This is a genomic window from Hyphomicrobium sp. 1Nfss2.1 (assembly GCF_965243865.1).
GTDB lineage: Bacteria > Pseudomonadota > Alphaproteobacteria > Rhizobiales > Hyphomicrobiaceae > Hyphomicrobium_A.
Window position 1 is genome coordinate 1274187 of record NZ_OZ251603.1, and the last position, 15673, is coordinate 1289859.

The 15673-nt window shown below is 63.7% G+C and carries 11 protein-coding genes; 3 read left to right on the forward strand and 8 right to left on the reverse strand.

The window, feature by feature from the left end; all coding sequences use genetic code 11:
* Nucleotides 1–151: 151 nt before the first annotated feature.
* The 3 genes from clpA to ACP15D_RS06375 form a co-directional block, all read right to left on the reverse strand.
* Nucleotides 152–2617, reverse strand: coding sequence for an ATP-dependent Clp protease ATP-binding subunit ClpA (gene clpA / locus ACP15D_RS06365; RefSeq protein WP_424956705.1), 2466 nt, complete (start codon nt 2615–2617; stop codon nt 152–154).
* Nucleotides 2618–2624: 7 nt separating this feature from the next.
* The gene (clpS, locus tag ACP15D_RS06370; protein WP_424956706.1) at nt 2625–3023 is read right to left on the reverse strand and encodes an ATP-dependent Clp protease adapter ClpS; all 399 of its coding nucleotides are present in this window, start codon (nt 3021–3023) and stop codon (nt 2625–2627) included.
* 286 nt (nt 3024–3309) lie between these two features.
* Nucleotides 3310–3639: a phasin family protein gene (locus tag ACP15D_RS06375; protein ID WP_072372112.1), complete on the reverse strand. Its 330-nt coding sequence runs from the start codon at nt 3637–3639 to the stop codon at nt 3310–3312.
* Between the two features lie 438 nt (nt 3640–4077).
* On the opposite strand from ACP15D_RS06375, the gene ACP15D_RS06380 reads away from it, so the two are divergent.
* Nucleotides 4078–5547: a D-alanyl-D-alanine carboxypeptidase gene (locus ACP15D_RS06380; protein ID WP_424956707.1), complete on the forward strand. Its 1470-nt coding sequence runs from the start codon at nt 4078–4080 to the stop codon at nt 5545–5547.
* Between the two features lie 19 nt (nt 5548–5566).
* On the opposite strand, the gene ACP15D_RS06385 is transcribed toward ACP15D_RS06380, so the two are convergent.
* The 3 genes from ACP15D_RS06385 to putA form a co-directional block, all read right to left on the reverse strand.
* Nucleotides 5567–6229, reverse strand: a complete 663-nt coding sequence (locus ACP15D_RS06385) for a DnaJ domain-containing protein (protein ID WP_424956708.1) — start codon at nt 6227–6229, stop codon at nt 5567–5569.
* A 50-nt stretch (nt 6230–6279) separates the two neighbouring features.
* A complete protein-coding gene (locus ACP15D_RS06390; protein ID WP_424956709.1) occupies nt 6280–7083 on the reverse strand; it encodes a VWA domain-containing protein in 804 nt (267 codons plus the stop codon).
* A 70-nt stretch (nt 7084–7153) separates the two neighbouring features.
* Nucleotides 7154–10357, reverse strand: a complete 3204-nt coding sequence (gene putA, locus ACP15D_RS06395; RefSeq protein ID WP_424959178.1) for a bifunctional proline dehydrogenase/L-glutamate gamma-semialdehyde dehydrogenase PutA — start codon at nt 10355–10357, stop codon at nt 7154–7156.
* A gap of 148 nt (nt 10358–10505) precedes the next feature.
* Here putA and panC point away from each other — a divergent pair, with 148 nt between their 5' ends.
* Nucleotides 10506–11444, forward strand: coding sequence for a pantoate--beta-alanine ligase (panC, locus tag ACP15D_RS06400; protein ID WP_424956711.1), 939 nt, complete (start codon nt 10506–10508; stop codon nt 11442–11444).
* Here the strand turns inward: panC and ACP15D_RS06405 are convergent.
* Both ACP15D_RS06405 and ACP15D_RS06410 read right to left on the reverse strand, forming a co-directional pair.
* Complete coding sequence (locus ACP15D_RS06405) at nt 11441–12376, reverse strand: DMT family transporter (protein ID WP_424956713.1); 936 nt, start codon at nt 12374–12376, stop codon at nt 11441–11443. The two genes, panC and ACP15D_RS06405, sit on opposite strands and share 4 nt — an antisense overlap.
* 182 nt (nt 12377–12558) lie before the next feature.
* Entirely contained in the window at nt 12559–13188 is a 630-nt protein-coding gene (locus ACP15D_RS06410; RefSeq protein WP_424956714.1) for a hypothetical protein, read from the reverse strand.
* A gap of 328 nt (nt 13189–13516) precedes the next feature.
* Here ACP15D_RS06410 and parE point away from each other — a divergent pair, with 328 nt between their 5' ends.
* Nucleotides 13517–15532 carry a DNA topoisomerase IV subunit B gene (parE, locus tag ACP15D_RS06415; protein ID WP_424956715.1) on the forward strand — a complete coding sequence of 672 codons (2016 nt, stop codon included), beginning with the start codon at nt 13517–13519 and terminating at the stop codon, nt 15530–15532.
* Nucleotides 15533–15673: the final 141 nt, after the last annotated feature.

The following is a 15673-nucleotide window of genomic DNA, read 5'->3' on the forward strand; positions in this document are numbered from 1 at the left end:
GACGACCCCGTGCCTTGTCCGGATGCGATCTTCTCCCGATCGCATCCGGCCCCCTCCCCGCTGGGGAGCCCCTCAAATAGCCGTCGACAAAACAACGAAGCGCCGGAGATTTCTCTCCGGCGCTTCGTTGTTTCTGAGCTGGCGCTCTCGCCTACTCGTCCTTGCGGCGCGGCACGTTCGGCACCGCTCCACCAGACGACTTCGACGACCGCTCTTTGCGCTCCTTCGGGCTCGGCAGCGCCTTGCGCGGAGCAGCGCCCACGAGCACGGCCTGCGGCTCGTCCTCATCCTCGCCGTCGTCTTCCTCGTCGTCGGCAGCTTTGCCCTTCGGCCGCTTGCTGGGATCGGGTGCCAGGAACTCGAAGGCCAACTTGCGGTCCTCGCCCTTGCCTTCCACGACCACCTTCACCGTGCCGCCATGCTCGAGCCGACCGAACAACAGTTCATCGGCCAGCGGCTTCTTGATGTGCTCCTGGATGACGCGAGCGAGCGGACGAGCACCGAACTTCTCGTCATAGCCCTTCTCGGCCAGCCACCGCGTCGCCTCCTCGTCCAGTTCGATGAGCACGCCGCGGTCTGCAAGCTGCGCTTCGAGCTGGAAGATGAACTTCTCGACGACCTTGGTGATGACCTCCGGCGGCAGACCGGCGAAGGGAACCACCGCGTCGAGGCGATTGCGGAACTCGGGCGTGAACATGCGGGTGATAGCCTCCGTGTCCTCGCCCTCCCGCTTGGACCGGTTGAAGCCCATCGGCGGCTTGGCGAGATCGGACGCGCCCGCGTTCGTGGTCATGATCAGCACGACGTTGCGGAAGTCGACCTGCTTGCCGTTGTGATCGGTCAGCTTGCCGTGGTCCATCACCTGCAACAGGATGTTGTAGAGATCAGGATGCGCCTTCTCGATCTCGTCCAGCAGCAGCACGCAGTGCGGATGCTGATCAATGCCGTCGGTCAGCAGACCGCCCTGGTCGAAGCCGACGTAGCCGGGAGGCGCGCCGATCAGGCGGCTCACCGTGTGCTTCTCCATGTATTCCGACATGTCGAAGCGTAGCAGCTCGATGCCCATGAGATCGGCGAGCTGCTTGGCAACCTCGGTCTTGCCGACGCCCGTCGGCCCCGAGAACAGGTAGCAGCCGATCGGCTTCTCCGGCTCACGCAGCCCCGCGCGGGACAGCTTGATCGCGGCCGAGAGTGCCTCGATCGCCTTGTTCTGACCGAACACGACGCGCTTCAGGTCCTTCTCGATGTTCGCAAGAACCTCGGCGTCGGACTTGGTCACCGTCTTCGGAGGAATGCGCGCCATCGTCGCGATGGTCGCCTCGATCTCCTTCACGGTGATCTTCTTCTTGCGCTTATTCTCCGGCACCAGCATCTGCGAGGCGCCCGTCTCGTCGATAACGTCGATCGCCTTGTCGGGCAGCTTGCGGTCATGCAGGTACTTCGCCGACAGCTCCACCGCGGTGCGGATAGCATCGTTGGTGTACTTCAGCTTGTGGAAGCTCTCGAAGTAGGGCTTGAGGCCCTTGAGGATCGCCACGGAATCCTCGACCGAGGGCTCCTTCACATCGATCTTCTGGAACCGGCGCACCAGCGCACGGTCCTTCTCGAAATGCTGGCGATACTCTTTGTAGGTCGTGGAGCCGATGCAGCGCACGCTGCCCGACTGCAACGCCGGCTTCAACAGGTTCGAGGCATCCATGGCGCCGCCCGACGTCGCACCCGCACCGATCACGGTGTGGATCTCGTCGATGAACAGGATCGAGCCCGGATAGTTCTCGATCTCCTTCATCACCGCCTTGAGGCGCTCTTCGAAATCGCCGCGATAGCGCGTGCCCGCGAGCAGCGCACCCATGTCGAGTGCGAAGATCGTGGCGTCCTGCAGAACTTCCGGCACCTCGCCCTTGATGATCTTGCGCGCAAGACCTTCCGCGATCGCCGTCTTGCCGACGCCCGGATCGCCCACCAGCAGCGGGTTGTTCTTCTGACGGCGGCACAGCACCTGGATCGTGCGCAGCACCTCCGGCTCGCGACCGATCAGAGGATCGATCTTACCGTCGCGCGCCTTGCGGTTGAGGTTGACGCAGTAGGTATTGAGCGCGTCCTGACCGGGCTTGCGCTCTTCGCCCTCCTGCTGCTCCTCGTCGACGCCGCGAACGTGGCGCGGCTCGTTCATGCCGGGACGCTTGGCAATTCCATGGCTGATGTACTGCACGGCATCGAAGCGCGTCATCTCCTGCTCCTGCAGGAAGTACGCGGCGTGACTTTCACGCTCGGCGAAGATTGCCACGAGCACGTTGGCGCCCGTCACCTCTTCGCGTCCCGATGATTGCACGTGCACGACGGCGCGATGGATCACGCGCTGGAAGCCAGTCGTCGGCTGAGCCTCCGTCGCCTCCTTGGAGACGAGCGCGGACAAATCGTTGTCGAGGTAATTCGTGACGCGCGAGCGCAGCGTATCCAGATCGACCGTACAGGCCCGCATCACCGCGGCGGCGTCTCGATCGTCGAGAAGAGCTAGCAACAAATGTTCGAGCGTTGCGTATTCATGGCTACGCTCGTTGGCGGCTTCCAAAGCGCGATGCAGGGCGCTTTCCAGGCTCTTCGAGAACGACGGCAAGGCTTACCTACTCTTTCTCCATGGTGCACTGCAGAGGATGACCGTTCTGTCGTGAAAAATCCATGACTTGCGTGACTTTGGTTTCTGCGACCTCGTAAGGATAGACGCCGCAGACGCCGACGCCTTTGTGATGCACGTGAAGCATAATCCGCGTCGCCTCATCACGTCCCTTGGAGAAATACTTCTCCAGCACGAGAACGACGAATTCCATCGGAGTGTAATCGTCGTTCAACAGCAGCACTTTATAAAGGCTCGGCTTCTTGGTCTTGGGCCGAGTCTTCGTAGCAATGCCGGTGCGTCCATCCTCGGAGCCGCCATCCTTGTTCGGAGGCTCCCTTCCCGGTGGATCGTTCTTAGCGCCCGTCCATTGAAGGCCCGAGTGCCCCAGCGTCAGCGTGTTCGCCATTCCTGCCAGCGTCCGTCCTGGGACCGTGCGTGTTGCACCAGCCCATCTTTTTTCCCAACCGCGCACATCCGCGCTTTTCGAACACTCACGATACGCAACGGCACGCGTGGCTGCAAATGACGTCCCCTTGGCTCCCAAAGGCCCCGGTAAAGCGGGTCTACGGCTCGGTAAACGCCCGACTCCACCGTCCCAGACTACATATGATGGGGAGGCAACCGGACACAAAAAAGGCCCGGCATGCGCCGAGCCCTTGTTGTCGATGCCGCACATCGCAGAAGAAACCTGCTCAGCCGCCGTTCTGCAGGATCTTCTCGACGGGCTTGTAGGCCTCTTTGGCCATGCTCGCGTACATGCCACCGATCTTGGAGACCTGCTGCATATAGTCGTCATAGGCGCGCTTTGCGTAGCTGGTCTGGATCTCGACCGCCTGCTCGACGGACTTCGACGACATGAGCTTCTCCAGCGTCGACGTGCCTTCCTCGAACGAGCGCTTGGTGTAATCGCTCATCTCGGCGGCAATCGCCTGCCAGCTCTTGTTCCACTCGCCGAGTATCTTCATGGCGCTGTCGACGTTGGTCTGACCGAGCTTCTGAATGTCTTCCATATTTTTAATCATGCTGCCATCCGTGTCCTAGAGATATCACGAAACGTGCGCAGTGCCCCCGACCCGATAAGGGCCTCACCTGAAGTTCATTTTTATCCGCGGTGCACAATAATTCAAGGCGTTTTTTGCAGCGCAATATGTTTTCGCTGACATTTGCCGGATTAACCGGACCGAAGTCTCGCTCGCGTATGGTTGCCGTTGGACAGGATCATCGCCGCATCGTCGGGCCGGGCGCATCGCGCCGTAAAGAGGCCCCAAAACGATGCTCCCTTTGAAGCACCGTCCAGCACAGGGCACGATAATTGGGGGTCAATGTAACCCCCTATCCGAGCGTCATTTTTCTGGATCCAAGCTGCCTAGCGCAGACGGTGAAATGGTCGGGTGATGTTTCTCGCGTCGAAGTTTTGCATTCCCCTCAGGCTGTGGCTTGCGCCGCTTGCACTCTTGCTGATGCTGCTGTTGCCGCTGCATCAGACGGCTCAGGCTGCCTCGCCTCGATCGGCATCTCTGGTTGTCGATGCCAACACCGGAGCCGTGCTGCAGAGCAAGGGCGCAGACGACCCCGTCTACCCGGCCTCTCTCACCAAGATGATGACCCTCTACATGACCTTCGAGCTGATCGAGATGGGTCGCCTCAGCTATTCCTCCAAGATCAAAATGACCGAGGAAGGCGCCGACGCAGCCCCTTCCAAGCTGGACCTGAAGCCCGGCGAGGAACTGACTGTCCTTGACGCCATCAAGGCCCTCGTCACCAAATCCGCAAACGACGTCGCCATCGCGCTTGGCCAGCACATTGCCGGTAGCGAGGTTAATTTTGCTCGCCTGATGACCAAGAGGGCGCGCGAACTCGGAATGAGCAAAACCACCTTCCGCAACGCTTCAGGACTTCCCAACCCGGACCAGGTCACCACTGCCCGAGATATGGTGACCCTGGGCCTACGCCTGCAGGACGATTTTCCGCGCCACTACCGGCTCTTCGCGACCCGCGAGTTTACGTTCCGCGGCAAGACCTATCGCAACCACAATGGTCTCCTCGCGCGTTATCGCGGCACCGACGGCATCAAGACCGGCTACACGCGCGCTTCGGGCTTCAATCTCGTCTCCTCGGTCAGACGGGACGGTAAGCACGTCGTCGCTGCAGTGTTCGGCGGTAAAACCGCCCGCATCCGTAATGCGCGTATGCAATCGCTGATTACAGCGGCGCTTCCAAAGGCCTCGACCGCCGTAACGCGCAAACCCGCACTCATCGCCCGCGCCGCGCCGAAGCCCGTGCCAGCGCGCCAGCCAGTACGCGTAGCCGCGGCCGCCCCGCGCGCAGAACCGCCCCCGCCAGCGCCGCGTCCCGCGCCGCCACAGGCAGCGCAATCGACCGAGCAGTCGCGTGAAGCAACGATCGCCGTCGCCAAAGTCCGCTCGGTCCGCATCGACGAGCCGTGGGCCGACCTGGCCCCCGATACTGCCACCGCACAGTTCGCCGTTGCCTCTGCCGACGCCGACATGCCGCGTCAGCCGGTTCGCGCCAGCGCAGATTTTGGTTTCCCCCGTTTCGTGCCTGAGACCGGCGCGCTGCGTCCCTCGACGCTCGCCGCCCAGGCGGCACACCTCGAGCGCGTCCAGGACCCAACTCCTGCACCAGCGGCTCGCCTAGCTCCCGCACCAGCAGTGCAAAGCTCCGCTCGCGGCGGCTTCGAAATCCAGATCGGCGCCTACGGCGACTCCGCCGAGGCCGAGAAGCGCATTTCCGCCGCCCGCCAGCGCGCCGGCGGCATGCTCGATGCCTACCGTGCTGTTGCCATTCCCGTGCAGGGAGGCAAGCTTTACCGCGCCCGCTTCCAGGGCTTCACATCGACGGCCGCCAACGATACCTGCACGCGCCTGCGCGGCATGCGCATCGACTGCTTCGTTGCCCGCCCCCAATAAGCGCAAGCAGCTGTGAGCGTCACCCGCGCAAAGTCGCGAGCGCGACGTCCTTCGCCTCGTTGATCTTAGCAGCCAGATAGGTCGACCCGCCGCGATCGGGGTGCAGTCTCATCATCAGCTCGCGATGTGCACGACGTATAGCTTCCTCGTCGGCTCCCTCGGCCAGCCCGAGAATATCCAGCGCTTCCTCGCGCGTCATGCGCCCGTCTGGGCCGCGGCTCATGTCCGATTCACCACGCGCCATATCTTCGCGCCAGCTCGGATGGATTCGATCGAGATACGCCTCGACGAGCTGCGCGGACTGCGGATCGACATGCCTGCAGTCCTGCCACAACAGCCCCAGATCGGTTGGGCTGAGCCCGGCCATGTCGCGCCCCGCGAACATGCCCTTCAGCACTCGGCCATGCATCTCGCCGCTGTCATGATCGAGTTCCATCTCCAGATGATCAGTGACGATGCGCGAACTCTGCCCTGGCGTGCGGCGCGCGTTTCCGCCACCGCCGAGCCACGGCGGCGCCGTGCGCCCCCAGATCAGCCATGACCCGAACATGCCGAGAGGTACGGCAATTGCGCCGAGCCCGCGCATGAAGAGAACTCCGGCGGCAAGCAAAGAGACAACGCCCCCCGCAAGGCGCAACCTGCGCGCCACGTTGGCGGGATTGGCCTGGCTGAATCTGCGCATCGCGAGCAGCCCCAACGCGAGCGCTACCATTCCAAGTACGAGATAAGCCATCAGGCGCCCGCGGCTCCGGGATTGAGCTGATCGAGCAAGAGGCGCGCACCGGCGCCATCGCGTTGCTTGCCCAGAGCCAGCAGCGCCTTCCGGCCACCGGCCGCGTAGGTCGCCACCGCCGTCAACAGGTCGCGCAACTGCATGGCCGAACCGCGATCAAAACGACAGAAGGCACCTTTCGTGAGCCGCGCAATCTCACTGAAGGCGCGCGCAGCGGTCTCATCGCCCCCTTCCTGAAACACGAACACGGGGACGCCGAGCAGCGACAGCTCACCGGCACGCGCACAAAGCCGATCGACATTCTCTTCCATGCTGTCACCAACGTACACGACAGCATTGATCCGGCGCCGCCCGCTCTCATCGAGCGCATGCCCAAGCACCTTGCCGATCTGTGTCAGGCCCCCCTGGCACGATACCGATCGCATCAGCCGCGCCAGCGCATCGGGATTAGAAACCCAATTGGACGCGCGGCATTCGCCCGTGCCGCGAAAATAGATGAGCTGCACATCGAGCCCGCCCACCTCTTTCACCGCCGCGAACATCTCGCCCTGAAGACTGAGGGCCATATCCCACGTCGGCGCCCGGCTCATCGTCGCATCCATCGCGAACAACAGCCGGCCGCGGTCGCCGGTAGCCGCGGGCGCCAGCGTCTTCATCTTCGCGATGAAATCTGCGACTTCCGCATTGGAGGAAACCTGTCCCGCCGGCACGGAAGCGGAACCACGCTGCGACACGGCTCCCCCCTTCTCGCCATTCTCGAACGAAGGCGGGACGGTTGTTCCGGCAGGCTTGCGCGTGGTCATGTCGAGAGCCCAGATGCCATTGCGCCTACAGCATGGCGTCCCGCCGCCTCACCCGCAATATCCTGCCGATTTAGCGACTGGTAACCGTCCTGCCCGTGAGCAGGTCGAGATTGCCACCCGTAGCCGTAACGTCGGTCGAGCGCACCCGTTCAGTTGCGTAGGCCAGCAACGTATGCGGGCCTCCTGCCTTCGGCCCGGTCCCCGACAGTCCCTCGCCACCAAAAGGCTGGGCCCCGACGACAGCGCCGACCTGGTTGCGATTGACGTATATGTTACCGACGCGCGCGTGCTCGTAGACGTAATCGGCGACACCCTCGATGCGACTGTGCAGGCCAAGAGTCAGCCCATAGCCGCTGGCGTTGATCGCCGCGATCACCTTCTCGATCCCGCCGCGCCCATAACGCACCACGTGCAGGATGGGCCCGAAAACTTCGCGATCAAGCACCGACAGGCTGTCGATCTCATATGCGGCGGGAGTTACGTAGCTTCCCGCCCGGCATCCCTCAGGCAGCAGCAAATCGACGAGTTGGCGCCCGTCGCGCTGCATGCGGATCTTGTGCCCTTCCAGATCGTCCTGCGCTTCCTCGTCGATCACAGGACCGATGTCGGTCGAATAGTCGAACGGATCACCGACATCTAACGCCTCGATGGCGCCGACCAGCATGTCGATGGTCTCGTCAGCCATGTCCTCCTGCAGGAACAGGACGCGTGCCGCCGAGCACCGCTGCCCCGCACTGTTGAACGCCGAGCGCACCGCATCGCGCACCACCTGCTCGGGCAGCGCCGTTGAATCGGCGATCATCGCGTTGATGCCGCCAGTCTCCGCGATGAACGGCACGATGGCGTTGCGCCGTTCCGCCAGCGCTTTCTGGATCGCCCATGCGGTCTCGTTCGAGCCGGTGAAGGCGATGCCCCTGACGCGCGCATCCTTGACCAGCGCCGCCCCGAGCCGACCGCTGCCCGGCAGCAGATGCAGTGCGTCCACGGGCACGCCAGCTTCGTGCAGCAACTTCGTCGCCAAGAAAGCGGTGATCGGCGTCTGCTCCGCCGGCTTCGCCAGCACCGCGTTGCCAGCAGCCAGGGCGGCCGAGACCTGCCCGACGAAAATCGCCAGCGGAAAATTCCACGGCGAGATACATGCGAACACCCCGCGGCCGTGCAGTGCGAGCGTATTGCGCTCTCCCGTCGGTCCCGGCAGCACGACAGGCCCGGCGAACAGCCGCCGCGCCTGCACTGCGTAATAGCGCAGGAAGTCGATCGCCTCGCGCACGTCGCCCTGCGCGTCCTCCAGCGTCTTGCCGGCCTCGCGCATGATCACGGCCATCAAGCGTGCCTTGTCGCGCTCGAAAAGATCCGCAGCGGCAGCGAGAATGTCCGCACGCTTGGCACCGCCCAGTTTATCCCAGGAGGCAGCGCCCGCCGTTGCTCGGCTGACTGCTGTATCCGCCTGCTCCGGCGTCGTCACCTGCACCGTGCCGATGCGCTCGCGCCGGTCATGCGGACATGTGACGAGGCTCTCGCCCTCGCCGCTGACGAATTCCTTGCCACCGATGATCGGGCCGACCGCGTAAGCATCATCGAGCGCATCGCCCATCTCAGCGAACAGAGCCACACGCACCGGCGTCTGATTGAGCGCCAGCCCGCTCGCAGCCATCCGCTCCGGCATGTAGATTTCGCGAGGACGCACCAGCGCGCGTTCGTCTGCCTTGGCGCGCTCCGCCTCCGCCATTTCCACCGGGTCGCGCACGAGCTCGTCAATCGGCGCCTCTCCGTCCGCGATACGATTGACGAATGAGGTGTTCGCTCCATTCTCGAGCAAGCGCCGCACCAGGTACGCCAGCAGGTCCTCGTGGCCGCCCACGGGCGCATAGATGCGGCACGGCCGCCTCAACATCCCGTTCTCGCCGACAACTCCGTCGTAGATGGCCTCACCCATGCCGTGCAGCCGCTGGAACTCGAACTTCGTTTGCGCGCCGGCAACGTGCGCGGCAGCGATCGAGTAGGCATTGTGTGTCGCGAACTGCGGATAGAACGCCTTGCGATCGCTCAGCAGCAGCCGCATGCAGGCAAGATACGAGACGTCCGTGTGCACCTTGCGCGTGAACACCGGATAGTCGGCGAGGGCACGCTCCTGCGCCCACTTGATCTCGCTGTCCCAGTACGCCCCTTTGACAAGCCGCACCGGAATGCGTTTACCCGTTTGTTCGCCCAGGCGCCGCAACCAGCGCAGCGTCGGAATCGCGCGCTTGCTGTAGGCCTGTACGGCGATGCCGAGCCCGTTCCAATGCTCCAGCGCCGGGCTCGTCATCATCCGCGCCAGCATATCAAGCGTGATATCGAGCCGGTCCTGCTCTTCCGCATCGATCGTAAGCGTAAGGCCGCGTGCCCGTGCACTGCGTGCCAGCGTGAACAGCCGCGGCGCCAGTTCGCCCGCGATGCGATCTTCCTTGCCCGGCTCGAAGCGCGGATGCAGTGCCGACAGCTTCACCGATATGCCCGGACGAGCATGTAGCGCGTCGGCGTGCAGAATGCCGAACGGCCCAGCCGCCTGCCCCACAGCATCGATGGCTGCCAGATAGCGATCGAAATAGCCCTCGGCATCTTTCTCCGAGCGCGCCGCCTCACCAAGCATGTCGTAAGAGAAGAGATACCCCTTCTCCATGTACGGCTGCGCGCGCGAAACAGCCTCGCGGATCGTGCGCCCCAGCACGAATTGATCGCCCAGCAGTTTCACGGCCTGCCGCACGGCCTGCCGGATCACAGGCTCGCCCGAACGCGCCACGAGGCGCTTCAGCGCGTCAAACGGATTGGCACCCTGTGCCTCGCGCAGCTTGACGATACGTCCCGTCAGCATCAGCGCCCACGTCGAGGCGTTGACGAACATGCTGTCCGACTGACCGAGATGCTTCTCCCACTGCCCGCCGGACAGCTTCTCCGCGATCAGCGCATCCGCCGTCTCGCTGTCCGGCACGCGCAGCAGAGACTCCGCGAGGCACATTAGTATGACGCCTTCCTCGCTCGACAGCCCGTATTCGCGCATGAAAGCATCGACGCCCGCATGCTTGCCCCGGTCGGACCGGACTCCATGCACGAGCCGCCGGGCAAGATCGGCTGTGCGGCGGCGCTCGTCCTCGGAGAAAACGGCGCGCTCGATCAGCCGGTCGAGAAGGCGCTGCTCGTCGTGCAGATAATGTGAGGCAATTTCATCGCGTGCCGGCAGTTTCGCCCACTCGATCACTTCGCGCGTTGATTCGGTACTTTTCACCGCCACCATCGGATCCTCAGGATTGACGCGAGCACGATTCGACACAACCCACTCTAGCAAATAGGAGACCCGAGCGCTCTTCGGACATACGGCGGCCTTGACGCAGCCCGTCCCTCTCGCCAGAGCTTTCCACGCTGAAACAAGCGAGGCGTGACCGGTGGCGACCCAACCTCAAATCGTGCGTGCCATACCTGAATTGCGCGCCACAGTTGCCCGATGGCGGCACTCTGGCCTCAAGGTCGCCCTCGTCCCGACCATGGGCGCTCTGCACGCCGGGCACATGAGCCTCGTCCGCCGCGCCGCCGAGCTGGCCGACCGCACCGTTGTCTCGATTTTCGTCAACCCGAGCCAGTTCGCCCCGCACGAGGACCTCGCCCGCTACCCCCGCGACGAGGCCGGCGACATGGCCAAACTGGCAGCGGAGAACTGCCATCTGGTCTGGGCGCCGACCGTCGCTGACATGTATCCGGCAGGATTCGCCACCCGCATCCTGCCTGCCGGCGCAGCACAGGGGTTGGAATCCGACTTCCGGCCTCACTTCTTCGGCGGTGTCGCCACCGTCTGCGCCAAGCTGTTCGGCGCCGTGACACCCGATGTCGCAGTGTTCGGCCAGAAGGACTACCAGCAGCTTTGCGTCATCAAACAGCTCGTGCGTGACCTCGACATGCCACTCTCCATCGTCGGCGTCGAGACGACGCGCGAGCCCGATGGCCTCGCCCTCTCCTCGCGCAACGTCTACCTGTCCCCCGCAGAGCGTCAGGTTGCACCCGCACTCAACCGCATTATCAGCGAAGTCGCCCAAACAGCGCAGCGCGTTGTTGCTGGTGGCGCTACGCCAGGCAGAGCGCCTCGTCCCGCACCGCTGTTCCGCGATCCCACCGCGCCTCCGGACGACTTCGAGCTGCCGGCATTAACCAAAATCTGCGGCGCTGCAAAACAACGACTGCTCGATGCCGGCTTTGCCAAGGTCGACTATGTCGCCGTACGCGAAGCCGACACCCTGCGGCTCATCGCCGATCCCGGCCCGCGCAGACTGCGCGTTCTCGCCGCCGCTTTGCTGGGGACTACACGCCTGATCGACAACGTTCCGGGCTAAGCGCGTCGCCGTGCCGCCAGAATGATCCCCGCACCGATCAGGGCGATGCCGACGGCGTGGTAGATCTGCGGCCGCTCACCCAGCAGCAGAATGGCCAGCACCGTCCCGAACACGGGCGTCAGATAGATCGACAGCCCGGCCGTGTTTGCGCCCAGCAGCTCAACGCATCGATTGAATGCGAAATAGCCGATCGCCGAGGCAAACACCGCCACATAGAGAATGGCGAGAACCGACTCGATGCTGAGCGGCATCGCCTGGCCATGCCACGTCTCGACGGCATAAAACGGCAACAGCAGCCCCGCGCCGATCACAAAGCTCGCGAATAGGAAGCTCAGCGGATGCACGTTTGGCCGCAGCCGCAGCAGCGCCGTGTACAGCGCATAGACCGCGCACGCGGTCAGCATCCAGATGTCGCCGGCGTTGAATTGGAACTCGCTCAGCACATGCCAATCGCCGTGCGTGATGAGCGTCAGCGCGCCAATCAGCGACAACACGATGCCCAAAGCCTGCGCCCCGGTGATCGTATCGCGAAACACGAGGTAGCTCGCCAGCACCACCAGCACTGGGGCGGAGACTTGCAGCATCACGATATTCAGCGCTGTGGTCGTATGAGCGGCAACGTACAGCGCCGAATTGAAGAACGAGATCCCCAGCGCTGCCAGCAGGACCATCACCGGCCAATGGATCAGCATCACCCGCAGATCGCGCCGCACGTGGGGCATAGCAAAGGGCGCCACGACAGCGGCGGCAATCGCCCAGCGCCAGAACGCAAGGCCGATCGGCGGCACGCTGCTTACGACCGCGCGCGCAACGATGGCGTTACCGGCCCAGACGAGGCCCGGCACCAGCATCAGCAGGCGCGCATCCCGCCACCAGACATATTGCGTCTTGCCCGGGCCGGGTTCCGGCTCGGACGCTCGCCTCGAATCCATGAGCTCAGGACACGTTTGAAGCCACGTCGCACACTCGTGCTGAGCAGCACGAGTTCACGGCGAACTATATGGGAGCGCACGCCAGCACAAGCGACTTCGAATGAACCAGGAAAAAGGTACGGCCCCGGGGAGGATCTGCCACCACCGGAGCCGCACTCGAATCGTTCGAAAGAATGGAGCGCTCAGTCCTTCCCGAGGAACGGATCGGGCTGCGCATCGTGGAACGGCACGGCATCAACGCCCGACGCCAGCGTCACCACATGCATACGCAGATCGTCCGCGCCCTTCCCGCGCAGGATCTCCAGCGCCTTGACCTCGCGCTCTTTGTCATCGGTGCGCACCCACAACACCAGACCGCCGTGCTTCAGATGCTTGTCGATCTGGTCGGCATGGCGTTTCTCCATGCGGCGCGCCGCATAAAGGCCGAGCGCGCCGACAGCGCAGCCACCGGCAAGCGCCGCACCGGCCGTTGCCACGACGGCAGCCCCGCCAAGAGCTGCCAGAGCCGCAGCGCCAGCGCCGCCGATGTAGACGGGAATGCCCGCAAGCGCCGCCAGGCCTTCTGCCCGCGCATCGCTGGAAACGAATGTTGCCCGCGGCGTGTCGGGACTGTCGGCAAGCTCTTTGGCATCGGGAATTTTGCCGCCGAACTTCGCCGCGATGGCCTCTTCGCTCGCCAGCACGCTCAGGTCATCGCGCGTGAAACCAGAGGTCAGCAGCTCGTCGACCGCTCCCTGCAGCGCCTTGGCCGAGCCAAATACGGCAGAAGCCTCCCGTGTCGTATCCTCGGTCGAGCAGTCACCCGTCGCCATTATCCCATGCTCCTCAATTTATGTTTGCCCCACCTGAATTCGGCAGGCTGAAACGCCGAACGCGCTGAGCAACGATCGCCCAAGAACCCCTAAAATTGCTTTCGTCTGCTCGTAAAAATTGTCGAGGCTGCGCAATACCCGGGCACCAATGGCCAATTTCCCGTTACCACTGCCCCGCGTGACCGGAATACCACGCGCTGAGCCGCAGGCTTGCCAAGCCCGGCCGCGCCGTGCGAGGTCTCCAGCACGACCAACCAGGGATTCGCCGCTCTCGGCCCCAGTCCCCGCGTTCCGTGCTCGCGGCACGTTCGATCGACGGGATAGACGCATGGCCGGAGTCGTCCGCGACCTCTTCACAACGATCGATAGCTTCATGAACGACAAGACGGCTCGCGCGCGCCGCACGACTGACGCCTCAGAGGCCTACACCGCCGCAGACATCGAGGTCCTTGAAGGCCTCGAGCCTGTCCGGCGCCGCCCAGGCATGTACATCGGCGGCACCGACGAGAAGGCGCTGCATCACCTCTTTGCCGAAGTCATCGATAACTCGATGGACGAGGCCGTCGCCGGCCACGCCACCTGGATCGACGTTGAACTTGACACCGAGGGCTTCGTCTCCGTCACCGACAACGGCCGCGGCATGCCTGTGGATCCGCATCCCAAGTTCAAGAACAAGAGCGCTCTCGAAGTCATCATGTGCACGCTGCACGCGGGCGGCAAATTCGACGGCAAGGCCTACAACACCTCGGGCGGTCTGCACGGCGTCGGCGTATCCGTCGTCAACGCGCTGTCGGACGTTTGCGAGGTCGAGGTCGCACGGAGTCAGCAGCTCTATCGCATGACCTTCTCGCGCGGCGCTCCGCAAGGAAAGCTCGAGAAGCTCGGCTCGGTCATGAACCGTCGCGGCACCAAGGTGCGCTTCCACCCGGACGAGAATATCTTCGGCAAGGGCGCGCACTTCAGACCGGCACGCCTGTTCAAGATGGCGCGCTCGAAGGCGTACCTGTTCGGCGGCGTGAAGATCCGCTGGAAGTGCGATCCCTCGCTTATCAACGACGAAACGCCCCCTGAGGCGGAGTTCCATTTCCCCGGCGGTCTCAAGGATTATCTCGCATCCGAAATTGCCGGACAGACGCTCGTTACCAAGGACCTCTTCGCTGGCAATGTCGAACGCGAAGGCAAGCACGGCTCCGTCGAATGGGCCGTCGCCTGGGTTGCCGACGCCGACGGCTTCTCGCGCTCATACTGCAATACCATCCCCACCGGCGAAGGCGGCACGCACGAGAACGGCCTGCGCTCGGCGCTCTCGAAGGGGCTGCGCGAGTTCGGCGAGCGCGTCGGAAACCGCAAGGCAACGCAGATCACCGCCGACGACGTGATGGGCACCGCCGCGTCGATGCTGTCCGTCTTCATCCGCGAGCCGGAATTCCAAGGCCAGACCAAGGACAAGCTGGCCACGCAGGAAGCAACGCGCATCGTTGAATCGACGGTGAAGGACGCGTTCGATCACTGGCTCACCGAAAGCCCGCAGCAGGCGACACGCCTGCTCGAATGGTCCATCGACCAGGCCGAGGAACGCCTCAAGCGCCGCCGCGAGAAAGAGGTCGGACGCCAGTCCGCCACGCGCAAGCTGCGCCTGCCCGGCAAGCTCGCCGACTGCTCCATTCAATCCGCCTCCGGCACCGAAATCTTCATCGTCGAGGGCGACTCGGCCGGCGGCTCCGCTAAAAGCGCGCGCCTGCGCGAGACCCAGGCCGTGCTGCCGTTGCGCGGCAAGATCCTCAACGTGGCCAACGCGTCATCGGCAAAGCTGTCGCAGAACCAGCTTCTCGCTGACCTGATCCTCGCCCTCGGCGTCGGCACCGGCGCCAAATATAAGGACGACGATCTGCGCTACGAGCGCGTCATCGTCATGACCGACGCAGACGTCGACGGCGCCCACATCGCCTCGCTGCTGATCACATTCTTCTATCAGGAGATGCCCGAGCTGATTGAGAACGGCCATCTCTTCCTCGCCGTCCCCCCGCTCTACAAGCTCACTCACGGGGCGAAGTCCGTTTATGCGCGCGACGACAAGCACCGCGCCGAGCTGCTGGCCAAAGAGTTCAAACCAAACGCAAAAGTCGAGGTCTCGCGCTTCAAAGGTCTCGGCGAAATGAACGCCAGCCAGCTCAAAGAGACGACCATGGATCCGACAAAACGCATTCTCCTCCGCGTCGAGATCGGCGAGAGTGATCGCTCGATGATCGGCGAGGCGGTCAATGCGCTGATGGGATCCAAGCCCGAAGCCCGCTTCCGCTTCATCCAGGATCGCGCCGCCTTCGCCCACGACCTCGATATTTGAGGCTTTTCAAAAGCCTACGTTTGCTACCTGTGGCGGATGCCGGAAGCGAGCGCGCGTCCTACGTGTGCCCCAGCGGGCACACCTGCCACGCGAGTGCGTCAGCTCCCACACTCAACCGTTGCGCCGCGCTCGCCTGCCATT